General features: G+C 67.7%; 22 protein-coding genes and 2 tRNA genes. 13 read left to right on the top strand and 11 right to left on the bottom strand.

Annotation, left to right across the window (positions count from 1 at the left end):
- Positions 1-133: 133 nt before the first annotated feature.
- The 8 genes from Q7F20_RS01690 to rpmH all read right to left on the bottom strand — a co-directional run bounded on the left by Q7F20_RS01690 (position 134) and on the right by rpmH (position 5,130).
- On the bottom strand, positions 134-1,114 hold the full coding sequence (locus Q7F20_RS01690; RefSeq protein ID WP_305738377.1) for a ParB/RepB/Spo0J family partition protein: 981 nt from the start codon (positions 1,112-1,114) through the stop codon (positions 134-136).
- Positions 1,114-2,007, bottom strand: coding sequence for a ParA family protein (locus Q7F20_RS01685; RefSeq protein WP_305738376.1), 894 nt, complete (start codon positions 2,005-2,007; stop codon positions 1,114-1,116). The genes Q7F20_RS01690 and Q7F20_RS01685 overlap by 1 nt, the downstream gene beginning before the upstream one ends.
- 81 nt (positions 2,008-2,088) lie before the next feature.
- Positions 2,089-2,730 (bottom strand): 16S rRNA (guanine(527)-N(7))-methyltransferase RsmG, encoded by a 642-nt coding sequence (gene rsmG / locus Q7F20_RS01680; RefSeq protein WP_305738375.1) that lies wholly within the window; start codon positions 2,728-2,730, stop codon positions 2,089-2,091.
- Positions 2,727-3,236 carry a protein jag gene (locus Q7F20_RS01675; RefSeq protein WP_370871600.1) on the bottom strand — a complete coding sequence of 170 codons (510 nt, stop codon included), beginning with the start codon at positions 3,234-3,236 and terminating at the stop codon, positions 2,727-2,729. Before Q7F20_RS01675 ends, rsmG begins: the two co-directional genes overlap by 4 nt.
- Positions 3,237-4,211 carry a membrane protein insertase YidC gene (yidC, locus tag Q7F20_RS01670; protein ID WP_305738374.1) on the bottom strand — a complete coding sequence of 325 codons (975 nt, stop codon included), beginning with the start codon at positions 4,209-4,211 and terminating at the stop codon, positions 3,237-3,239.
- 8 nt (positions 4,212-4,219) lie between these two features.
- Complete coding sequence (gene yidD / locus Q7F20_RS01665; protein ID WP_305738373.1) at positions 4,220-4,594, bottom strand: membrane protein insertion efficiency factor YidD; 375 nt, start codon at positions 4,592-4,594, stop codon at positions 4,220-4,222.
- Positions 4,591-4,953, bottom strand: a complete 363-nt coding sequence (gene rnpA / locus Q7F20_RS01660) for a ribonuclease P protein component (protein ID WP_305738372.1) — start codon at positions 4,951-4,953, stop codon at positions 4,591-4,593. The genes yidD and rnpA overlap by 4 nt, the downstream gene beginning before the upstream one ends.
- Positions 4,954-4,992: 39 nt before the next feature.
- A complete protein-coding gene (gene rpmH, locus Q7F20_RS01655) occupies positions 4,993-5,130 on the bottom strand; it encodes a 50S ribosomal protein L34 (protein WP_058724833.1) in 138 nt (45 codons plus the stop codon).
- Between the two features lie 500 nt (positions 5,131-5,630).
- Here rpmH and dnaA point away from each other — a divergent pair, with 500 nt between their 5' ends.
- The 10 genes from dnaA (at position 5,631) to Q7F20_RS01605 (ending at position 16,993) form a co-directional block, all read left to right on the top strand.
- Entirely contained in the window at positions 5,631-7,097 is a 1,467-nt protein-coding gene (dnaA, locus tag Q7F20_RS01650; RefSeq protein WP_370871599.1) for a chromosomal replication initiator protein DnaA, read from the top strand.
- A 473-nt stretch (positions 7,098-7,570) separates the two neighbouring features.
- On the top strand, positions 7,571-8,716 hold the full coding sequence (dnaN, locus tag Q7F20_RS01645; protein ID WP_305738371.1) for a DNA polymerase III subunit beta: 1,146 nt from the start codon (positions 7,571-7,573) through the stop codon (positions 8,714-8,716).
- A gap of 72 nt (positions 8,717-8,788) precedes the next feature.
- Positions 8,789-9,676, top strand: a complete 888-nt coding sequence (gene gnd / locus Q7F20_RS01640; RefSeq protein ID WP_305738370.1) for a phosphogluconate dehydrogenase (NAD(+)-dependent, decarboxylating) — start codon at positions 8,789-8,791, stop codon at positions 9,674-9,676.
- A gap of 33 nt (positions 9,677-9,709) precedes the next feature.
- Positions 9,710-10,945, top strand: a complete 1,236-nt coding sequence (gene recF, locus Q7F20_RS01635) for a DNA replication/repair protein RecF (RefSeq protein ID WP_305738369.1) — start codon at positions 9,710-9,712, stop codon at positions 10,943-10,945.
- Positions 10,945-11,445 (top strand): DUF721 domain-containing protein, encoded by a 501-nt coding sequence (locus Q7F20_RS01630; RefSeq protein WP_305738368.1) that lies wholly within the window; start codon positions 10,945-10,947, stop codon positions 11,443-11,445. Before recF ends, Q7F20_RS01630 begins: the two co-directional genes overlap by 1 nt.
- Before the next feature lie 132 nt (positions 11,446-11,577).
- Entirely contained in the window at positions 11,578-13,581 is a 2,004-nt protein-coding gene (gene gyrB / locus Q7F20_RS01625; RefSeq protein ID WP_305738367.1) for a DNA topoisomerase (ATP-hydrolyzing) subunit B, read from the top strand.
- A 117-nt stretch (positions 13,582-13,698) separates the two neighbouring features.
- Positions 13,699-16,335, top strand: a complete 2,637-nt coding sequence (gyrA, locus tag Q7F20_RS01620) for a DNA gyrase subunit A (protein WP_305738366.1) — start codon at positions 13,699-13,701, stop codon at positions 16,333-16,335.
- The gene (locus tag Q7F20_RS01615) at positions 16,328-16,735 is read left to right on the top strand and encodes a DUF3566 domain-containing protein (RefSeq protein ID WP_070417462.1); all 408 of its coding nucleotides are present in this window, start codon (positions 16,328-16,330) and stop codon (positions 16,733-16,735) included. The genes gyrA and Q7F20_RS01615 overlap by 8 nt, the downstream gene beginning before the upstream one ends.
- Before the next feature lie 76 nt (positions 16,736-16,811).
- Positions 16,812-16,888, top strand: a tRNA-Ile gene (locus Q7F20_RS01610).
- Positions 16,889-16,920: 32 nt separating this feature from the next.
- Positions 16,921-16,993 (top strand) — tRNA-Ala (locus Q7F20_RS01605).
- A gap of 343 nt (positions 16,994-17,336) precedes the next feature.
- On the opposite strand, the gene Q7F20_RS01600 is transcribed toward Q7F20_RS01605, so the two are convergent.
- The gene (locus Q7F20_RS01600; RefSeq protein ID WP_305738365.1) at positions 17,337-17,909 is read right to left on the bottom strand and encodes a DNA helicase; all 573 of its coding nucleotides are present in this window, start codon (positions 17,907-17,909) and stop codon (positions 17,337-17,339) included.
- 116 nt (positions 17,910-18,025) lie between these two features.
- Between Q7F20_RS01600 and Q7F20_RS01595 the strand changes: the two genes are divergently transcribed.
- Both Q7F20_RS01595 and Q7F20_RS01590 read left to right on the top strand, forming a co-directional pair.
- Positions 18,026-18,565, top strand: coding sequence for a peptidylprolyl isomerase (locus Q7F20_RS01595; protein ID WP_305738364.1), 540 nt, complete (start codon positions 18,026-18,028; stop codon positions 18,563-18,565).
- 8 nt (positions 18,566-18,573) lie between these two features.
- The gene (locus tag Q7F20_RS01590) at positions 18,574-19,428 is read left to right on the top strand and encodes a rhomboid family intramembrane serine protease (protein WP_305738363.1); all 855 of its coding nucleotides are present in this window, start codon (positions 18,574-18,576) and stop codon (positions 19,426-19,428) included.
- Positions 19,429-19,774: 346 nt separating this feature from the next.
- On the opposite strand, the gene Q7F20_RS01585 is transcribed toward Q7F20_RS01590, so the two are convergent.
- Positions 19,775-20,029: a cell division protein CrgA gene (locus tag Q7F20_RS01585; RefSeq protein WP_070417459.1), complete on the bottom strand. Its 255-nt coding sequence runs from the start codon at positions 20,027-20,029 to the stop codon at positions 19,775-19,777.
- Positions 20,030-20,111: 82 nt separating this feature from the next.
- On the opposite strand from Q7F20_RS01585, the gene Q7F20_RS01580 reads away from it, so the two are divergent.
- A complete protein-coding gene (locus Q7F20_RS01580; RefSeq protein WP_305738362.1) occupies positions 20,112-20,756 on the top strand; it encodes an aminodeoxychorismate/anthranilate synthase component II in 645 nt (214 codons plus the stop codon).
- A 173-nt stretch (positions 20,757-20,929) separates the two neighbouring features.
- On the opposite strand, the gene pknB is transcribed toward Q7F20_RS01580, so the two are convergent.
- The gene (pknB, locus tag Q7F20_RS01575) at positions 20,930-22,741 is read right to left on the bottom strand and encodes a Stk1 family PASTA domain-containing Ser/Thr kinase (protein WP_305738361.1); all 1,812 of its coding nucleotides are present in this window, start codon (positions 22,739-22,741) and stop codon (positions 20,930-20,932) included.
- Positions 22,742-22,802 lie beyond the last annotated feature (61 nt).

Raw genomic sequence — 22,802 nt, 5'->3', positions numbered from 1 at the left:
CTGGAGCACCGCTGACGGCCGACTCGCGGCCCAGGCGGGCTCGATCGGACCCGCGGGAGGCGTTCTTGGTCTTCGGTCCGCAGACGGCCGCACAGCGCCACGGAGCCACAAGCACCCCGAGGTCTGACAGGGTTCAGCCCGCGACATCCTCGATGCCGAGCTCGCGGAGGATTCGATTGAGGTCATCACCGTTCGCGAAGTCGATCGTCACCGAACTCTTCCGCGCTCCCACCGCGATCTTCACCCGCGTGTTCAACCGATCCCCGAGGCGCTCTGCGAGGTCGTTGAAGTGCACCTGCCGCTTGGAGGGCTCAGCCTTGGGCTTCGCCGGCGCCTTCGACGCCAGCTGCTGGGCGATCGACTCCGCCGCCCGCACAGAGAGATCCTCGTTGACGATCTTCTCGGCGAGGTACTCCATGGCTTCGGCGTCAGGCGCCGCGAGGATTGCACGCGCGTGCCCCGCCGACAACACCCCCGCCGCCACACGCCGCTGCACGGGGGAGGGGAGCCGCAGGAGCCGGATCGTGTTCGTGATCTGCGGGCGTGAGCGGCCGATCCGCTGGGCGAGCTGCTCCTGGGTGATGCCGAAGTCCGCCAACAACTGCTGGTAGGCGGAGGCCTCTTCGAGCGGGTTGAGATTGGCGCGGTGGAGGTTCTCCAGCAACGCGTCGCGCAGCATCGCATCGTCCGGAGTGTCCTTCACGATGGCCGGGATCGTGCTGAGTCCGAGCTCCTTCGTCGCACGGAGACGACGCTCGCCCATGATCAACTCGTACTGCGGGTCGGTCCCGCTCGCACCAGCGATCGGACGGACGACGATTGGCTGCAGGACCCCGATCTCGCGGATGGAGTGCACGAGTTCCTGGAGCTCCTCTTCCCGGAACTCCTTCCGCGGCTGGTGCGCATTGGGCACCACGTCGAGCGGGTTCAGGTTCGCCAAGCGGGCGCCGGGAACGGCAACGAGCTCCTCAGCGGTCGCGCCGTCCGCGAGCGGCGCAGACGCCGGAGAGCCGCCGGTCGGGAAGAACACGTCGACGGGCCGGTCCTGCTGCTCAGATACCGTGGGGATGAGGGCTCCGATGCCCCGTCCGAGTCCAGTTCGCTTCGGTGCCATCAGTGCTGCGCTCCTCGTGCTGCGATCTCGGCTGCCGCCTCCAGGTAGGAGAGCGACCCGGTTGAGTTGACGTCGTACGCGACGACGCTCTGCCCGTAGCTCGGGGCTTCGCTCACGCGGACGGATCGGGGGATCACGGCCTGGAGCACCTGGTCACCGAAGTGCTCTCGGACGTCCGCGGCGACCTGGTTCGACAGGTTCGTCCGGCCGTCGTACATCGTCAAGAGGATGGTCGACACGGCGAGGCTCGGGTTGAGGTGCCGTTCGATCAACTCGATGTTGCGGAGCAACTGGCTCAATCCCTCGAGCGCGTAGTACTCGCACTGGATCGGGATGAGCACCTCGCGCGCCGCAACGAAGGCGTTGATCGTGAGCAGCCCGAGCGACGGCGGGCAGTCGATGAACACGTAGTGGTACGGCTCGTCCAGGGACTCGAGGTACTGGTCGAGGGCCGTCCGCAGCCGCTGCTCGCGAGCCACGAGCGAGACCAGCTCGATCTCGGCGCCGGCGAGGTGGATCGTTGCCGGCACACACCAGAGCGTGTCCGACTCGGGGGAGCGCTGCACGGTGTCAGCGATCGGTGCCTCGTCGACGATCACGTCGTAGATGCTCGGGACCTCGGCCTGGTGGTCGACCCCGAGCGCGGTGGAAGCATTGCCCTGCGGATCGAGGTCGATCACCAGCACGCGAGCGCCACCGTGCGCCAACGCTGCGGCGAGGTTCACCGTCGTGGTCGTCTTGCCGACGCCACCCTTCTGGTTCGACACCGTGAAGACGCGTGTCTTCGGCGGCAACGGGAACTGCTGCGTCGCGATCGCACGACGGCGGCGGTTCAGATCAGCGATCTCACGGGCGAGCGGTGTAGACGCGTCGTAATCGGTCGATGAACTCAACGAGTGCCTCTTCCCCGGTTCGGTGTTTCACGTGGAACGCGGAGCCACTGGCGGCCGGTCGAACCGGCCCGAGCCGCAGCGTCAGTCAACTGTAGCCCGGAAGACGCGCGTGGTCTCCTCGACCACACCGACTCCGAGCTCGAGCACCTCGACATCGGTGAGGCGCTTGCGGAGGATGACCTTCCGGGCCTTCTCCATCTCGTCCTCGACGCGAGCGCCTTTCATGAGGATGAGCTGCCCGCCGGATCGGACCAGCGGCACGGTGAGCGGGATGAGCTTCGTCAACGCGCTCACGGCCCGAGCAGTCACCTGGTCGACCACGATGTCGTCGGCGACGTCCTCAGCTCGCGCGCGGACGACTTCGACGTTGTCGAGCCCGAGGCGTGCAGCCTCTGACGTGAGCCAATCCACCCGCCGCTCCATCGGTTCGATGAGCGTGAGGTGCGCGTCCGGGCGGGCGATGGCCAGAACCAGACCGGGGAGTCCGGCACCGGAACCGACGTCGGCGACCCGGCCCCGTTCCTCCAGGAGTGGAGCGACGACCGCAGAGTTGAGGATGTGTCGAGTCCACAGGCGCGGCAGCTCGAGCGGCCCGATCAGGCCCAGCTCCTCGCCGCGCCGAGCCAACTCGTTCGTGAACGAGCGCGCAAGGTCCAGGCGATCACCGAAGAGCGTCGCGGCAGCCGCCGGCTCCGTCTCGAGGACGGGCGCCGTCTCGGTCATCGGGTGACGACCGTGTGACGGTCTCGACCCTCGCCCTCGGACTCCGAGTGGAAGCCCTTCTCGGCGACCAGATCGTGGACCAGCTTGCGCTCGTACGAGGACATCGGGGGAAGGGCGGCAGACGCCGAACCCGCCTCGATGCGCTCGACGGCCGTGTCGACGAGCCGCTGCAGCTCGGAGGCACGAGCATCGCGCGAGCCGCCGACGTCGAGGATCAGCCGGCTGAACTCGCCGGTCTCCGCCTGCACGGCGATGCGGGTGAGCTCCTGCAGGGCCGAGACGGTGTCGGGCTTCGACAGCACCCGCAACGCGTCACCCTCGTCGGTGACCGACAGGTACACGCGACCGGCGCGCTCCTCGATCTCGATGTCCCCGTCGAGGTCGCAGATGTCGAGGAGTTCCTCGATGTAGTCCGCCGCGATGTCGGCTTCGTCGCGGGCGTCGTCGTCCAAGGTCGCGGTGTCGACGGTGGTGTCCACGGCGGCCGCGGTGTCCTGCTCGGTCACTTACTTCTTCCCGTTCTTCTTGGCACGGTTCTTGCCGACCGGCTGCTGCCGCTGGGTCGTCACGCGGACGGCCTCGATCTCGGCGGCACCGGCACCGGCGCCCGCCTCGGCGAGGACCGGGGTCGCGGTTCCACGGCGCTGCGCCTTCTTCGCGAGGCGTGCCTCACGAGCGAGCGCGGCCTCGGAACCGGGGGTCGGCATGCTGCGGATGACGAAGTACTGCTGCGCCATCGTCCACACGTTCGAGGCGAGCCAGTAGAACATGACGCCGAGGGGGAACGAGAGACCGGAGATGACGAAGACCAGCGGGAGGATGTACAGCATCATCTTCTGCTGGCGGTACATCGGAGACTCCTTGGTCTCCGGCGACATGTTCTTCGCCACGAGCTGCAGCTGAGTGATGAACTGCGACGCGGTCATCACGACGATCATCACGCCGGCGATGACGCGGACCTCCCACCCGGAGGCGTTCGTGAAGGTCTCGTGCAGGGGAGCGCCGAAGAGCGACGCGTTGCCGAACGACGCGGCGAGGTCGTTCGTGAGCAGGCCGATGCCGGTCTTGTTGATCTGCGCCTCGTGCAGCACCGAGTACAGCGAGAAGAAGATCGGCATCTGGATCAGCAGCGGCAGGCAGGAGCTCAGCGGGTTCGTCCCGGTCTCCTTGTAGAGCGCCATGGTCTCGCGGCTCATGGCCTCACGCGAGAACTGGTCCTTCTTGCCCTTGTACTTCTCTTGGATCTTCTTGAGCTGCGGCGCCACCTCGAGCATGCGGCGCTGCGACTTGATCTGCCGCACGAAGATCGGGATGAGCGCGGCGCGCACCACGAAGGTCAGGAAGATGATGGAGAGCACCCAGGTGATGCCCGCTCCGGGGTCCATGCCGATGCTCTCGAAGATCCAGTGGAAGCCCACGAGGATGGCCGAGACCACCCACTTGAGCGGCCAGAGGATCGTTCCGATGAATCCGAGGTCCATGGGGACTGTCACGCCTTTCGAGTGCGCTGGGGGAGCAGGACCGGCAGGGTGGGGCCACCCGTGGGCTGCGGCTGGGTCGGTGCGAGCACGAACCCGAACCGGTTGACGTCGTAGGGGCGACGCCGAGCACGGACGTCGTCGATGCCCCCGGCGGCCCAGGGGTTGCACCGTGCGATGCGCCACGCGCCCATGGCCGATCCGCGGACGACGCCGTACTGCTGGATCGCCTCGAGCGCGTACCGGGAACACGAGGGGTGGTAGCGGCAGACGTTGCCGTAGAGCGGTGAGATCACGGCACGGTACGCGCGCAGCACGACGACGCACACGTTGCGCGGGAGCAACGCGACGGCCCAGGCGAGCCGGGTCCACAGGTTGCGGTTCATGCTGCCTTCTCCACACCACGCGCACAGGAGCGCGAGACGTCTTCGAGCAGGGTAGGCCATCCGGCCTGCGCGGCGGCTGGCAGTGCGCGGACCACCACGTCGTAGCCGACGGGGATGTCCTCGAGCAGCCCGTGCGCGATGGCCTTGAGACGACGCCTCACCAGGTTCCGGGTCACGGCGTTGCCGACCGTCTTCGCGACGATGAACCCGAACCGCGTCGGACCGGTGCCGCTCGTGGGGTCGTCCGACGTGCGACGGACCACCGATACGACGGCGTGCGCCGTGGCGCTTCTGCGACCACGACGCACGACGGACCGGTAGTCGTCACCACGGACGATCCGGTTGGCGCGTGCCAACACGAGTCGGTACCGGAGGACGAGATCAGGCGGGGAGCCTGATCAGGCGCTGAGCTCGGTGCGGCCCTTGGCGCGACGCGCGGCCAGGATGGCGCGGCCGGCACGGGTGCGCATGCGGGCGCGGAAGCCGTGCTTCTTGGCGCGGCGACGGTTGTTCGGCTGGAAGGTGCGCTTGCTCATGATGTTCTCCACACGGCTGCTCGCGGCGAGCCGTCACGTATGTGTCGTCGCTCGGTGCCGAACGACGCAGATGGGCGCGACCGAACGGCCGCAGTCAACTGGTTAACGGTACGTGACAGCGGCGAGCAGGTCAAACGCCGTCGTCGACCCGAGCGTCGGGGCCCTGCGCACGTTCATTATCCACATTGGGGAAAACGTGCGTTCGGTACGACGCGCTCGATTCCCTTACAGTGGGGTGATCGACCGGCCAGCGGCCCGGTACGACGGGGGACTCTCCTCATCGTGCGGCTCGCGGCCGTCGTGGACAAGACTGTGGACAACCCTGTGGACCACCATGCGGGGCGACACGCGCCCGGGCCGTCGAGGATGCCCCCGGACACACGACGACCCGCCAGGACCTTCCGGCGGTCGACGCTGCGCCGGCACCACCGGCGACGGCGGACCCGGCGCAGACGAGCACGGGCGACGAGCACGACACGACACGAGGAGACGAGCGCGACATGACGATGCCGGCCGACCCCGTCGAGGACCTCTGGTCATCCGTCCTCGGACTCCTCTCGGAGGACGACCGCATCACCCCGCAGCTGCACGGCTTCCTCAACCTCGTCGAGCCGAAGGGCGTGCTCGCGGGCACCCTCTACCTCGAGGTCCCGAACGACCTCACCCGCGGCATGCTCGAGCAACGCATCCGCATCCCGATCACCGAGGCCGTCTCCCGCATCGGCGACGACACGGTCGCGAACTTCGCCATCACGGTGAACCCGGACATGGCGTCGGAGCCGCGGGTCGACGCGCAGGTCACGAGCAACGTCCCCGAGTACGCCGAGCCGGTGCAGGGAGCCGTCGAGCAGAGCGCGGCCCCCCGCCAGTACATCGAGGCACCATTCGTCCCGGCCCAGATCGACTCCCCGGGGACCAGCGGTCGACCCGAGTCCCGGCTCAACCCCAAGTACAACTTCGACAACTTCGTCATCGGATCGTCGAACCGCTTCGCCCACGCAGCCGCGGTCGCGGTGGCCGAGGCCCCGGCCAAGGCCTACAACCCGCTCTTCATCTACGGCGACTCCGGTCTCGGCAAGACCCACCTCCTGCACGCGATCGGCCACTACGCCGAGAGCCTCTACCCGGGGATCCGGGTGCGGTACGTGTCCAGCGAGGAGTTCACGAACGACTTCATCAACTCGATCGCGAACAACCGGTCGAACCAGTTCCAGCAGCGCTACCGCGACATCGACATCCTGCTGATCGACGACATCCAGTTCCTGCAGGGCAAGGACTCCACGCAAGAGGCGTTCTTCCACACGTTCAACACGCTGCACGACCACAACAAGCAGGTCGTCATCACGTCGGACGTCGCACCGAAGCACCTCACCGGGTTCGAGGACCGGATGCGCTCCCGCTTCGAGTGGGGCCTCATCACCGACGTCCAGGCACCGGACCTCGAGACCCGCATCGCGATCCTCCGCAAGAAGGCGCAGTCGGACCACCTGCAGGTGCCGGACGACATCCTCGAGTTCATCGCCTCGAAGGTGTCGAGCAACATCCGCGAGCTCGAGGGCACCCTCATCCGCGTCACGGCGTTCGCGAGCCTCAACCGGACGGCCGTCGACATGGCCCTGGTGCAGACGGTCCTCAAGGACCTCATCACGCTCGACGACGACAACGTGATCGCGCCGACGGACATCATCAACCACACCGCGGAGTACTTCAAGCTCTCCGTCGACGACCTCTACGGGTCCTCCCGCTCGCAGGCGATCGCCACCGCCCGCCAGATCGCGATGTACCTCTGCCGCGAGATGACGAGCCTGTCGTTGCCGAAGATCGGACAGCTCTTCGGCAACCGCGACCACACCACGGTCATGTACGCCAACAAGAAGATCGCGGAGCTCATGAAGGAGCGACGCTCGATCTACAACCAGGTCACCGAGCTGACCAGCCGCATCAAGCAGGACCGCCGCTACCGCTGACGCACGCCGCGTCGCGTCGCGCTGCGCACTTCTGGTACGGGCCTGGAGGCGCGACTGACGACCGCCGGATCGGCCTGCTTCCGCGCGCATCCACCATCTGAGACGGTTCCATGCGCCGGACTTCACACAGTGTGGAAAGCCTGTGGATAACTGTGGAGGACACGCCGGTCGGTTGTTCACAGCGACAGGGGCACCTGTGGACACTGGGGATGGAAGTGGATAGATGAGATTCATTCATCCAGACGCCGCCCACACACCACTCACAACTCACACGTGTGTAGTTCCCTGTGGACAAGCGGCATCAACAGGGTTATCCACAGTGTGCACAGGCGTTAACACGATTACTCCTTGTCAACGATTGATCTCCGCGGGCCAACCTTGTGGACGGCGGGATGACAAGAAATCCGGGCCTCGCCGGGCTGTGCCACAATGGGGCGGCCGGACAGTCCAACCGATCGACAGGGGTTCCAGCTGTGAAGTTCGAGGTCAACCGGGACGTCTTCTCCGAAGCCGTCTCCTTCGCGGTGAAGCTCCTCCCACAGCGCACGACCCTCCCGATCCTCTCGGGCGTCCTGATCCACGCCGACGGCGATCGGCTCACGCTCTCGTCGTTCGACTACGAGGTCTCGGCACAGACGTCCATCGCCGCGCAGATCGACGATCCCGGCACGGTGCTGGTCTCCGGGCGACTCCTCAACGACATCGCGAGCCGACTGCCGAACGCTCCCGTCACGTTCACCACCGAGGACACGAAGATCTCGGTCACCTGCGGTTCGGCGCACTTCACGCTGCTGTCCATGCCGGTCGAGGAGTACCCGACCCTCCCCGAGATCGGCGAGCAGACCGGTGTCATCCCCGGGGACTCCTTCTCCGAAGCCGTGTCCCAGGTCGCCGTCGCCGCCAGCCGTGACGACGTCACCCCGGTGATCACCGGCGTCCAGCTCGAGGTCGGCGACAACGACCTCTCGCTCATCGCGACCGACCGCTACCGCGTCGCCGTCCGCACGATCGCGTGGGACTCCGGCCGCGTGGGTTCGGAACCGATGCACGCGCTCGTGCCGGCCCGCACCCTGCAGGAGGTCGGCCGCACGTTCGGCTCGGCGTCCACGGTCTCGGTGTCGATCAGCGGTTCGTCCGATCGCGAGCTCATCGCGTTCCACGCCGACGACAAGACCGTCACGTCGCTGCTCATCAAGGGCAACTACCCGCCGGTGCGCCGGCTCTTCCCCGAGACCGTCCAGGACCACGCGGTGATCAACACCGCGGAACTGGTCGAGGCGGTCCGACGGGTCTCCCTCGTCCTGGAGCGCGAAGCCGCCCTCCGGTTCTCCTTCACGGTCGACGGGCTCACGCTCGAAGCGATCGGTTCCGAACAAGCGCAGGCGTCAGAGTCGATCAGTGCGTTGCTGACCGGTGAGGAAACGGTGGTCTCGTTGAAGCCCGCCTTCCTCCTGGACGGGTTGAACGCGGTGCACTCCGAGTTCGTCCGGATCTCCTTCACCAAGACGGAGAACCCCAACAAGCCGGGTCCGGTGCTCATCACCGGCCAGACCTCGCAAGAGGCCCCGGCGGCGGACGGATACCGGTACCTGCTGCAGCCCAATCTCCTGCTGCGGTAAGCGCAACAGCCGTACCACTGCGCTGACGCGCCACACCTGCATCAGCGCGACGACGAACAAGAAGAGGAAATCATGCACATCGGTCTTGTCGGCCTCGGTCGCATGGGCAACAACATGCGTGCCCGTCTCCGCAACGCAGGCATCGAGGTCACCGGCTACGACGCGAACCCCGCCGTCTCGGACGTCGCCGACCTCGGCGCCCTCGCCGCGGCGCTCCCCGAGGGCAAGAAGCTCGTGTGGGTCATGGTCCCGCACGGCAAGATCACCGACGACGTCATCACGGACCTCGCAGAGGTGCTCAGCCCCGGCGACCTCGTCATCGACGGCGGCAACTCGAAGTGGCTCGACGACGAGGTGCACGCCAAGCAGCTCGACGCCAAGGGCATCCGCTACATGGACGCCGGCGTCTCCGGTGGCGTCTGGGGCAAGGACAACGGCTACGGCCTCATGGTCGGCGGCGCCCCCGAGGACGTCGAGTTCGCCATGCCCGTCTTCGACGCGCTCCGTCCCGAGGGCCCGCGCGAAGAGGGCTTCTCGCACGCCGGCGGCGTCGGCGCTGGCCACTACGCCAAGATGGTCCACAACGGCATCGAGTACGCGATCATGCAGGCCTACGGCGAGGGCTACGAGCTCCTCGAGGCGAAGGACATCATCCACGACGTCCCGGCCGTGTTCGCCGGCTGGCAGCGTGGAACCGTCGTGCGCTCCTGGCTGCTCGACCTGCTCGTGCTCGCGATCAACGAGGACCCGAAGCTCGACGAGCTCGAGGGCTACGTCGACGACTCGGGCGAGGGCCGTTGGACCCTCGAAGAGGCGATCGAGCTCGCGGTGCCGATGCCCGCGCTCTCGGCCGCGATGTTCGCCCGCTTCGTCTCGCGTCAGGGCAGCGAGTCCCCGACGATGAAGGCCGTCGCGGCGCTCCGCAACCAGTTCGGCGGCCACGCCGTCAAGAAGGCGTGACTCAGGTAACCACCTGAGCTCGTCTCGGCCCGCGTGCACGTCGACCACCTGCAACTCACCGACTTCCGGAACTACCGGGAGGCGGAGGTCGACCTCGCACGCGGGCCGAACCTGTTCGTCGGCCGGAACGGCCAGGGCAAGACGAACCTCGTCGAGGCCATCGGGTACCTGTCGACCCTCGGCTCGCACCGTGTCCCGACCGACGCGGCGCTCGTCCGACAGGGTTGCGACGCCGCGATCGTCCGCGCCAGGCTCGCGCACGAGGACCGCAGCATCCTCGCCGAGGTGCAGATCAACCGCACCGGATCGAACCGGGCCCAGGTGAACCGAGCGGCGATCAAGCCCCGGGAACTCCCGCGCTACTGCACGAGCGTCCTGTTCGCCCCGGAGGACCTCGCGCTCGTCCGCGGCGAGCCCGCCGGCCGACGCCGGATGCTCGACGAGCTCCTCGGCCAGATCGCTCCGCGCATGCAGGGGGTCCTCGCCGACTACGACCGGACGCTCCGGCAGCGCAACACCCTGTTGAAGTCGGCACGGGCGACCGGTGCGAAGGCCGGTTCGCTCGCGACGCTCGACGTCTGGGACGACCGGCTCGTGCAGTTCGGCTCCGAGATCATCGCCGCGCGCGACCACCTGACCCGGCGACTCGCGCCGTTCGTGGCGGAGGCGTACGCGACCGTCGCCGGCGAGCGGCACGAAGCGTCGATCGCCGGTGTCCTGAGCGTCCGCGGCGGCGATCCGGAGGACGCGGCCGCGACCGACCCCGTCCTCGGGACCCCGGACGAGCCGGTCACCGTCGCGGCAGCCGCCGACGCGTTCCGGGCCGCTCTGGAACGCCGTCGGCGCGACGAGCTCGACCGGGGACTGACCCTCGTCGGGCCCCACCGTGACGACGTACTCTTCCAGCTGAACGGGTTACCAGCCCGCGGCTACGCGAGCCACGGGGAATCGTGGTCGTTCGCGCTCGCCGTGCAGCTGGCCAGTGCGTCGATCCTCCGAGCGGAGTCGAGTCTCGGGGACCCGATCATCATCCTCGACGACGTGTTCGCCGAACTCGACGAGTCCCGGCGCGAGCGGCTCGCCGCGGCGGTCGCCGACTACGAGCAGGTACTCATCACCGCGGCGGTGTTCGGCGACGTGCCCGCCCAGCTGGCCGCGCACACGGTCCGGATCGAGGCGGGCACGATCGTGACCGACGAGGCGGAGTCGAGCCGCGCCTCCAGTCCGGCCGAGGACACGGAAGACCGCCCGGCCGAGGCAGGCGTCTGATGCCGAGGCCGTCGAGACCCACCGAGCCCTCGCGGGTCTACCGCCACCTCCGCGCCGTCTTCGGCGACCCCTCGAAACGCGGCGTCGACGCGCGTCGACGCCGGATGAAGGGACTCGACCCGGATTCGGTGCCGTACGGCCGCGGTCGGGAGCCGGCCGGACTGGGCGACATCGTCGGCTCGCTCGCGCAGGAACTCGGCTGGACCGAGCCGCTCGCCCGGTCGGAGCTGTTCGTGGACTGGCCGGCCGTCGTCGGCGAGGAGCTGGCGAAGCACTCGCGACCCATGACCATCGACGACGGCGCGCTCGTCATCCGGTGCGACTCGACGGCCTGGGCCACACAGCTCCGACTCATGCGCAGCACCGTGACGACGACCATCGCCGAGCGGCACCCCGAGGCCGGGGTGCAGTCGATCCGGGTTTCCGGCCCCGACGCCCCCACCTGGAAACGCGGTCCCAGGACGGTTCAGGGGCGTGGTCCTCGCGACACTTACGGGTGAGCCAACGAAATCGTCCGGGAGGACGAAATAAGGCCGTCCACGGGCGGAATCCGCCCTCGGACGAGGGGGTCCTGCGGTAGACTGGGAGGTGCAGTGCGCGGGTGTTCCGCGCGCAGGCAGGAGCACCTTCGAATGACATCCGGATCTGACGACGACCGACAGAACTCGTCCGGCGAGGCGACCCCGCAGAGCGAACCCCAGTACGGCGCAGACCAGATCCAGGTGCTCGAGGGACTCGAAGCCGTCCGGAAGCGTCCGGGCATGTACATCGGGTCGACGGGTCCCCGCGGGCTGCACCACCTCGTGCAGGAGATCGTCGACAACTCGGTCGACGAAGCACTCGCGGGTTACTGCGACACGATCGACGTCACCATCCGCGAAGACGGCGGCGTCCGCGTGGTCGACAACGGCCGTGGCATCCCCGTCGGGATCCACGCTGCCGAGGGCGTCTCGACCGTCCAGGTCGTCCTCACCGTCCTGCACGCCGGCGGCAAGTTCGGCGGCGGCGCCTACGCGGTGTCCGGTGGTCTGCACGGCGTCGGTTCGTCGGTCGTCAACGCCCTGAGCTCCGAGCTCGACGTCGAGGTCCGGCAGCAGGGCCACGTGTGGCGCCAGAGCTACACCGACGGCGTCCCGGTCGCGCCCCTGTCGAAGGACGAGGAAGACGACGGGCACGGCACCACGATCACCTTCTGGCCGAACGCCGACATCTTCGAGACGGTCGTCTTCGACTACGAGACCCTCCGCACGCGGTTCCAGCAGATGGCCTTCCTCAACAAGGGCCTGCGGATCACCCTGACGGACGAGCGCACCCCGGCCGAGGGTGAAGAGGCGCGTCACGACTCCTTCCTCTACGAGCGCGGGCTCGCCGACTACGTCGAGTACCTCAACGCCCAGAAGAAGGCCGACCTGGTGCACCCGGACGTCATCGGCTTCGAGGCAGAGGACCCGGAGCGCAAGATCGCGCTCGAGGTCGCGATGCAGTGGAACACCTCCTACCAGGAGAGCGTCCACACTTTCGCGAACACCATCAACACCCACGAGGGCGGCACCCACGAAGAGGGCTTCCGCGCGGCGCTCACCTACCTGGTGAACAAGTACGCGAAGGAGACCAAGATCCTCAAGGAGAAGGACGACAACCTCACGGGTGACGACATCCGCGAAGGGTTGACGGCCGTCATCTCCGTGAAGCTCGGCGAGCCGCAGTTCGAAGGGCAGACGAAGACCAAGCTCGGCAACACCGAGGCGAAGGGCTTCGTCCAGCGCGTCGTCGGGACCGAGCTCACCCACTGGTTCGAGAGCAACCCGACGCAGGCACGCGACGTCGTGCGCAAGGCGATCCAGGCCTCGCAGGCACGCCTCGCCGCACGCAAGGCGCGCGAGACCACCCGTCGCAAGGGCCTGCTCGAGTCGGGCGGCATGCCCGGCAAGCTCAAGGACTGCCAGTCGAAGGACCCGACGGTCTCCGAGATCTTCATGGTCGAGGGTGACTCCGCCGGCGGTTCCGCCGTGCAGGGCCGCAACCCGATGACGCAGGCGATCCTGCCGCTGCGCGGCAAGATCCTCAACGTCGAGAAGGCCCGTCTCGACCGTGCCCTGGCCAACCAGGAGATCCAGTCGATGATCACGGCGTTCGGTGCCGGCATCGGCGAGGACTTCGACCCGGACAAGGCGCGGTACCACAAGATCGTGCTGATGGCCGATGCCGACGTCGACGGCCAGCACATCACCACCCTGCTGCTGACCCTGCTGTTCCGCTACATGCGACCGCTCATCGAACGCGGCTACGTGTACCTCGCGCAGCCGCCGCTGTACCGCCTGAAGTGGTCGAACTCGGCGCACGAGTATGTGTTCAGCGACCGGGAACGCGACGCCCTGATGCAGTCCGGCCTCGCCGCCGGCAAGCGGATCCCGAAGGACAACGGGATCCAGCGCTACAAGGGTCTCGGCGAGATGGACTACAAGGAGCTGTGGGACACCACCATGAACCCGGACACCCGGACGCTCCTGCAGGTCACGCTCGAGGACGCCGCCGCGGTGGACAGCGTCTTCGCGACGTTGATGGGTGAGGACGTCGAGTCCCGTCGCCAGTTCATCCAGCAGAACGCGAAGGACGTCCGGTTCTTGGACATCTGATCCTGGCCTGGAGGCGCGGCGTGAGTCGCGCGCACCAGTCCTGACCACCTGTGGTCGCGCCCGGCGCGACTGACGGAACCACAGCCTCCAGGCTGTCCAGAAAGGGAACGAAGCCACATGGCTGACGACAACGAGAACGGCGCCGACGAGCAGCCCGAGATCGTCCACGGCGACAGCGGCGACATCGTCGTCTCCGGTGACCGCATCTCGCAGGTCGACCTGCAGCTCGAGATGCAGCGCTCGTACCTCGACTACGCGATGAGCGTCATCGTCGGTCGCGCCCTGCCCGAGGTCCGTGACGGACTGAAGCCCGTGCACCGCCGCGTGATCTACGCGATGTTCGACGGCGGCTACCGTCCCGACCGGGCGTTCTCGAAGTGCTCGCGCGTCGTCGGCGACGTCATGGGGCAGTTCCACCCGCACGGTGACAGCGCGATCTACGACGCCCTCGTCCGCCTCGTGCAGCCGTGGTCGCTCCGGTACCCGCTCGCGCTCGGTCAGGGCAACTTCGGCTCCCCGGGCAACGACGGCGCCGCCGCCCCGCGGTACACCGAGACCAAGATGGCGCCGCTCGCCATGGAGATGGTCCGGGACATCGACGAGGACACCGTCGACTTCCAGGACAACTACGACGGCCGGACGCAGGAGCCCGCGATCCTGCCGGCGCGGTTCCCGAACCTGCTGGTCAACGGGTCCGTCGGCATCGCGGTCGGCATGGCGACGAACATCCCGCCGCACAACCTGCGCGAGGTCGCCGCCGGCGCGAAGTGGGCGCTCGAACACCCCGACGCCACGCGAGAAGAGCTGCTCGGTGCGCTCATGCAGCGGATCAAGGGCCCGGACTTCCCGACCGGCGCGCAGATCCTCGGTACGAAGGGCATCCAGGATGCCTACCGCACCGGTCGTGGCTCGATCACGATGCGCGCGGTCGTCAACGTCGAGGAGATCCAGGGACGCACCTGCCTCGTCGTCACCGAACTGCCGTACCAGGTGAACCCCGACAACCTCGCGATCCGCATCGCCGAGGGCGTCAAGGACGGCAAGCTCGCGGGCATCGCCGACATCCGCGACGAGACCTCGGGTCGTACCGGTCAGCGCCTCGTCATCGTGCTCAAGCGTGACGCGGTCGCCAAGGTCGTGCTCAACAACCTGTACAAGCACACGCAGCTGCAGGAGAACTTCGGCGCGAACATGCTCGCGATCGTGGACGGCGTGCCCCGCACCCTCGCGCTCGACGGGTTCATCTCGGCATGGGTCGACCACCAGATCGACGTCATCGTCCGCCGGACGCAGTTCCGGCTGCGCGAGGCCGAGAAGCGCGCCCACATCCTCCGCGGCTACCTCGCCGCGCTGGACGCCCTCGACGAGGTCATCGCGCTCATCCGCCGTTCGCCCGACGTCGAAGAAGCCCGCACCGGCCTGATGGACCTGCTGTCCGTCGACGAGATCCAGGCGCGCGCGATCCTCGAGCTCCAGCTCCGTCGTCTCGCCGCCCTCGAGCGCCAGAAGATCCACGACGAGGCCGACGAACTCGAGCGCAAGATCGCCGACTTCCAGGACATCCTGGGGTCCGAGACCCGCCAGCGCGCGATCATCGGCGACGAGCTCGAGGAGATCGTCGAGCGGTTCGGCGACGACCGCCGCAGCGAGATCCTGCTCGGCTTCGACGGCGACATGTCCATCGAGGACCTCATCCCCGAAGAGGAGATGGTCGTCACCATCACCCGCGGCGGGTACGTCAAGCGCACCCGCAGTGACAACTACCGCTCGCAGCACCGCGGCGGTCGCGGGGTCAAGGGTGCGCAGCTGCGCGCCGACGACATCGTCGAGCACTTCTTCGTGACGACGACGCACCACTGGCTCCTGTTCCTCACGGACAAGGGGCGCGTCTACCGCGCCAAGGCCTACGAGCTGCAGGAAGCCAGCCGCGATGCCAAGGGTCAGCACGTCGCGAACCTGCTCGCCATGCAGCCGGACGAGCAGATCCAGCAGGTGCTCGACATCCGTGACTACGAGGCCGCCCAGTACCTCGTGCTCGCCACCGCACACGGTCTCGTGAAGAAGACCCCGCTCACCGAGTACGACACGAACCGGACGGGCGGCATCATCGCGATCAACCTGCGCGACGGCGACACCCTGGTGCAAGCGCTCCTCGTCGACGAGCACGATGACCTGCTGCTCGTGTCGAAGCACGGCATGTCGCTGCGCTTCACCGCGACGAACGAGACGCTGCGCCCGATGGGTCGATCGACCTCCGGCGTGAAGGGCATGTCCTTCCGCGACGACGACTCGCTGCTCGCAGCCCGGGTCGTCGCCGACGACGGCTACGTGTGGGTCATGACCGAAGGCGGCTACGCCAAGCGCACCTCGGTCGACCAGTACCGCGTGCAGGGCCGTGGTGGTCTCGGCATCAAGGTGGCCAAGCTGGCCGCCGACCGGGGCGACCTTGTGGGTGCTCTCATCGTCGGCGAGGACGACGAGGTGCTCGTCGTGCTGCAATCGGGCAAGGTGGTAAGGTCTGCCGTGGCCGAGGTGCCCGCCAAGGGTCGCGACACGATGGGTGTGGTCTTCGCGAGGTTCGCGGAGAACGACCGGATCATCGCAGTGGCCCGGAACACCGAGCGGAACCTGGACGACCAGGACGACGCCGAGATCGAGCCTGCGGGCCCGGTGGAGACGGTCAGCCCGACCGAAGCAGCCGACGACCAGCCCGCCGACCGCGAGGCCGGAGAGGACCAGTCAAGCAATGAGTAGTGTCGCCGAGAAGCTCCAGAAGAAGGCGAAACGGCCCGTCGGAACCAGGCAGGTGCGCCTGCGCCTGGTGTACGTCGACTTCTGGTCGATGGTGAAGTTGAGCTTCCTCATCGCCCTGGCCGGCTCGATCGTGATCGTCGTGGCCACCGCGCTGGTGTGGGTCATCCTGAACCAGACCGGTGTCTTCACCCAGATCGACGCCCTGCTCAAGGACGTCACCGGGCAGAACAACTACTCGATCATGGACCAGTTCTCGCTGGGTCAGGTGCTCGGGTTCTCCATCGTCGTGGGCATCCTCAACGTGGTCGTCGGCACCGTGCTCGGCGCGATCGTGAGCGTCCTCTACAACCTCAGTGTGCGGATCACCGGCGGCTTGCTCGTCGGCTTCACGAACAACTGACACACCCGGACCGGATGGGTCCGACCGCTCGATTTCGTTCTCCGGGATCGGTACGGTAGGCTCTCATCTGGTCTGAGGGGCTATAGCTCAGGCGGTTAGAGCGCTTCGCTGATAACGAAGAGGTCCAAGGTTCAAGTCCTTGTAGCCCCACCATCTCCTGCTGACTCCAGTACGCTGGACGTCTCGGGGCCTTAGCTCAGTTGGTAGAGCGCCTGCTTTGCAAGCAGGATGTCAGGAGTTCGATTCTCCTAGGCTCCACTCCCTCGGCGTGAGTCCTGCTCCGCTCGTTCCTCGCTCCGCCCGGCTCGGTCGTCGTGTTCGTCGGCGCCTTCGGCTTGCCGCTCCGCGATCCTCTGCGTCGCGGTCCTCCTGGGTTGCTGACCTTGCGCGTCGCGATCTCGGCCACATCGGTGCGGACGGGAGGCGCGGGGCGGGCCTGACCCGTGCCTCCCGTAGGCCGCGGCCATCGAGCGGGTGCAACCAGCCGGTTCGGCGCACCGAGCGGGACGTGTTCTGCCCGTTCGCGGCACACCGGACCGCCTGGCCCGCGGACGACGAAGGGCCCCGGCGCGTGCCGGGGCCCTTCGTGCGAACCGGGAGGTCAGGCGGCAGGCTTCTCCGCCGTGTCAGCGTCGTCGGCGACCCAGAGGTCGTCGTCCGCGCGGAGCGTCTGGTACGCGGCGTAGGCGGCACCTGCCACCGCGACGACACCGACGATGATCAGCGCGACACCGCCGAAGCCGATGCCCTTCTTCTGGTGCGGCACGTACTTCTCCGCAGCCTTCTTGGCCTTCTTGCCCTTCTTCTGGGCGTTCTTCACGATCTTCTTGACGCGGGGGTCCTTCGCGAGGTCACCCACGCTGAGGACCGAGCCCGCCGTCGCGACGAGCCCGGGGACGACCTCGGACTGGAAGCGGTGCGAAGCACTCTGCGCTGCGCTCGTGGCAGCGTGCACACCCGTGGCGACAGCCGGACGGATGCCGTTGTCGATCGCGTTCTGCACTCGCGGGGCGATGTCCTTGCGAGCGGTGTCCACGGCGTTGGACCGTGCCTCTGCAAGGATCGCGTTCGCGTGCTCGAGGACCTTGCGCTGCTCGCCGAGGAGCGAGGCGGTCTGGCCCTTGAGCTTCTTGATCTGCTTCCGGCGCTTGCGCGGGATCTCGATCGTCGTCATCTGGTACCTCCATCGGAACGGCGTGACCCCATCCTGCCACCGGAGCGCCTGACAGGTCACGGAGCCTCACCTGTGTGATCCGTCTGACCGTCAGCAGTACATGCGAGAATCGGAACATGTCTCTGCACACCGCTGTCGCAACGATCCACACGAACAAGGGCGACATCCGCGTCAACCTGTTCGGCAACCACGCTCCCAAGACCGTCAAGAACTTCGTCGACCTCGCGACGGGCAAGCAGGAGTGGACCCACCCCGGTACCGGCAAGGTCTCGACCGACAAGCTGTACGACGGTGTCATCTTCCACCGCATCATCAAGGACTTCATGATCCAGGGCGGCGACCCGCTCGGTCAGGGCATCGGTGGTCCGGGCTACCGCTTCGACGACGAGATCCACCCGGAGCTCACCTTCCAGAACCCGTACATCTTCGCCATGGCCAACGCCGGCATCCAGGGCGGCCGCGGAACCAACGGCTCGCAGTTCTTCATCACCACGGTGGCGACCCCCTGGCTGCAGGGCAAGCACACCATCTTCGGCGAGGTCGCGGACGACGAGTCCCGCGCGGTCGTCGACGCGATCGAGGGTGTGGCGACCGACGGCCGCGACAAGCCGCTCGAGGACGTCGTCATCCAGAGCATCGACGTCGAGGACGTCTGAGCCACCACGTGACCGATCAGGCGTACAACCCGAACAACACCTGCTACCGGCATCCGGACCGGCAGAGCTTCGTGCTCTGCCAGCGCTGCGGGCGGACCATCTGCCCGGAGTGCCAGACGCCGGCCGCGGTCGGGGTGCACTGCCCTGAGTGCGTGCGCGAGCAGCGCGCGCAGTTCCAGGCGAACCGTCGGGCGTCCGGAGGCCCCAGCGGGTTCACGGTCGCTCGGCGGCGCTTCGCCATGCTCGACCAGAAGGCGACGGTCGTGATCGTCGCGCTCTCGGTCGTGATCTGGTTGCTCGACCAGATCTCGGGCCGGTTCTTCACGAACCTGTTCGCCTACAACTCGTTGCTCCTGCCCTCGCAGCCGTGGCGAGTGGTGACGGTGCTCTTCGTGCACTCCGGCCTCTTCCACATCCTGTTCAACATGTGGGCGCTGTGGATCTTCGGTCGCATGCTCGAGAACATGCTCGGCGCCTGGCGGTTCCTGGCGCTCTACTTCATCACCGGGATCTTCGGTTCGATGCTCGTGACGTTCCTCGCCCCCGGTACCTGGGTCGTCGGGGCGTCCGGTGCGATCTTCGGGCTGTTCGCGGCGTTCTTCGTCCTCCAGCGCAGTCTCGGCAACAACGCGGTGCAGCTGCTCGTCATCATGGGCCTCAACCTCATCGTCGGCTTCCTGCCCGGGACGAACATCTCGTGGCAGGCGCACGTCGGCGGGATCATCGGTGGCTTCGTGGTCGGCTTCGTGTTCGCCCGCACCCGCAACATCCGGCAGCGTCCGCTGCAGATCGCTCTGTTGGTCGGTGCTGCGGTGGTGGGCATCGCCCTGACCGCCATCGGGTACGCGGTGACGATCGGCTGACACCCGGGCAGCACTCCACCGAACGCCCCGTCGCTCAGCGGCGGGGCGTTCGTGCATTCGTACGACCTGCCCTCTTTCCACATGTGCACGACCGAGTTGTCCACAGCTGTGGACAAATCCGTGAGTTACACGAGTGTGATTATCCCCACTGTGGACGCGGCTGTGGATAACTCGGGGGCTGCGGTGTGGATGAGCGTGTGGAGAGTGTGGAGAACTGTGGACAATGCGCGCGAGGGCTGGGGATGAGCGCCTCGATGAGCAGGATCGCTGTGGACAACCGGGGTAAACGACGACGCCCGCCGCACCATGCAGGTGCGACGGGCGTCGGAAGGGTCTGGCCGGGGTACTACCGCCAGCGCGTGGTCATCAGGAAGCCGACGAACATGATGCCGAAGCCGATCAGGATGTTCCAGGAGCCGAGGGACGGGACCGGCAGCGTCGTGTTCGAGATGTAGAAGACGATCACCCAGGCGAGGCCGATGAGCATGAACCCGAACATGACCGGCTTGAACCACACGGGGTTCGGCTGGTCCCCCGCGGTGTCGACCGAGTCGGCTCGGGTCGTCCGGGCGGGCTTGGTGCGGTCCTTGTCCTTGGCCATGGCCGGTATCCTACCGTGACCGCGGGTGTGGGAAGCCTCTCAGCCCGCCGCACACATCCCCCACGAGTACGGTGAACCGACCATGACCAAGATCCTCGTCGTCGACAACTACGACAGCTTCGTCTACACGCTGAACGGCTACGTCCAGCAGCTCGGTGCGGAGACCGACGTGGTCCGGAACGACGCCTTCCCCGCATCCGAGATCGCCGACCGCATCGCCGAGTACGACGGAGTGCTGCTGTCTCCCGGACCCGGTACCCCTGCGGACGCCGGAGTCTCCATCGAGACCGTCCACGCGGCCATCGCGGCGGACACGCCCCTGCTCGGAGTGTGCCTCGGGCACCAGGCCATCGCCGAGGCCCTCGGTGCGACCGTCACGCACGCCGAAGAGCTCATGCACGGCAAGACCTCGCAGGTCGACCACGACGACAGCCCCCTCTTCGCCGGCGTCCCGCACCCGTTCACCGCGACGCGGTACCACTCGCTCGCGATCGTGGACGGCACGGTGCCGGACGAGCTCACCGTGACGGCCCGGACCGGTGGCGGCGTCATCATGGGCGTGCAGCACCGCGAGCACCCCGTGTACGGCGTGCAGTTCCACCCGGAGTCGGTCCTCACCGAGGGCGGCTACCGGATGGTGGGCAACTGGCTCGAGACCACCGGCCTGGTGGGTGCGGCAGAGCGTGCCGCTGCCCTGAACCCGCTGATCGCAGCACACCGGGCCTGACAGCGCACTGCCGCGCTGTCAGGGCGTGACGTCGCGGCAGTGGCGCGGCCGCCCTACGGGCCGGTCGGGACCTGCGGGGCCGAGCCGCGCCTCCGGGCAGACGGGTCCGTGCGACGACGCGCTGGAGGCGTGGCGCGAGCCCGCCGGGGAGCATCCGTCAGGACGCGGTCCGGTCAGCGACCGTCGCCGCCATCGTCGTTGCCGCCGCCACTGTCGCCGCCCTTGTCGCCGTCCGTCGGCGCGTCGGTCGCTGGCGGCTGCGCCGAACCGGCGCAGTACGTGAGCGTCACGGTGCTGCCCTGCGCGATGTCTCCGGCGGGGGCGCTCTGCTGCGTCACGGTGCCGCCGATGCACGAGTAGGACGGCGCGGGCGTCACCGTGAGCCCGAGCTGGGCGAGGGTCGCGTTTGCCGTGGAGAACGGCTGCTGCGTCACGTTCGGCAGCTCGACCTTGCCGTTCGACACGGTCAGGTTCACGACCGTGCCCTTGGTGTGCTGCGAGGTCGCCGCGGGGTCGGTGCTCATGACCGTCCCCTCGGGAACGTCGGGTGAGTAGTCGGAGTTGATCGCGCCGACCGCGAAGCCCGCCTGCTCGAGGGCCTTCTGGGCAGCGTCCTGCGTCTGCCCGGCGAGGTCCGGCACGGCCACCTGTTCCGGACCGAGCGACACGATCACCCGGATGTTCTGCTTGCGGGCGACGTTCGTGCCGGAGCCGGGCTCGGTGCGGATGACCGATCCGCGGTCGACGTCGTCGGAGTTCTCCTCGACCTTGACCGGCACGAGGTCCTTCTTGCCGAGCGCGGAGGCTGCCGAGTCGTAGGTGGCGCCGACGACGTTCGGCACACTCACCGAGGACGTGACCGGCGGCTTTCCCGGACCGAGGTTCGCGACGAAGAACACGACCGCGACGATGACCGCAGCCGTCAGGATGATCCCGACCCAGATCCACGCCACGGGTGGGCGGTTCTGGGTGCGCTGCGGACGGTGTTCGGCGGTGTCGTCGTCGAGTTCGCGGAAGGCGACCGCGGGGTTCGAGGTGGTCCGGGGGTTTACACCGAACAGCACCGTCGAGGCGTCGTGGGCGGCCTGCTGCTGCAGCTTGCGCGTCGATGCCGGGACCTTGCCGGCTGCGGCCTGCTGGAGTTCGGTCCGGAACTCGGCCGCGTTCTGGTACCGGCGCGTGCGGTCCTTCACGAGGGCGTGCAGCGTGACGGCGTCGAGCGCCGGAGAGACCTCGGGCGTGATGGAGGACGGCGCGACGGGCTGCTCGCTGACGTGCTGGTAGGCGACGGCGACGGGGGTGTCACCGAGGAACGGCGGGCGACCGGTGAGCAGCTCGAAGAGCACGACGCCCGTCGAGTAGACGTCGGTCCGGGCGTCGACGGTCTCGCCGCGGGCCTGCTCCGGGGAGAAGTACGACGCGGTGCCGAGGATCGAGGTCGTCTGGGCGACCGTCGCCGAGGTGTCGGTGATCGCTCGGGCGATGCCGAAGTCCATGACCTTGACCTGCCCTGCGTGCGTCACCATGACGTTCGCGGGCTTGATGTCACGGTGCACGACGCCCGCACGGTGCGAGTACTCGAGCGCGGTGAGGATGCCTTCGGTGATGCGGACGGCCTCGTCCGGGGCGACCGGGCCCTCGCCGATGATGTCGGAGAGCGGACGGCCCTCGACGTACTCCATGACGATGAAGGGCACCTGCATCTCGGCGCCCGAGGTCTCGGTCACGGTCTCTTCGCCGGCGTCGTAGACGCGGACGATGGTGGGGTGTGCCATGCGGGCGGCCGCCTGGGCTTCCTGCCGGAAGCGCGTGCGGAACGCCGGGTCGTTGGCGAGGCTGGGCTTCAGCAGCTTCACCGCCACCTTGCGTCCGAGCCGGGTGTCGGTGCCCAGATGCACAGTGGCCATGCCGCCACGACCGATGACGTCACCGATCTCGTAGCGGTTGGCGAGGAGGGTGATCCCCGCGGTCACACCTTCTGGCACGTACTCCTCCGAATGTCCGTCCGGGCAAGTGTACGGCAGGCTTCGCTGGTGAGACGCTGGT

The organism is Curtobacterium sp. A7_M15, from assembly GCF_030705415.1.
GTDB lineage: Bacteria > Actinomycetota > Actinomycetes > Actinomycetales > Microbacteriaceae > Curtobacterium.
The sequence above is the reverse complement of the archived record's forward strand: the minus strand, read 5'-3'. Positions and strand labels throughout refer to the sequence as shown.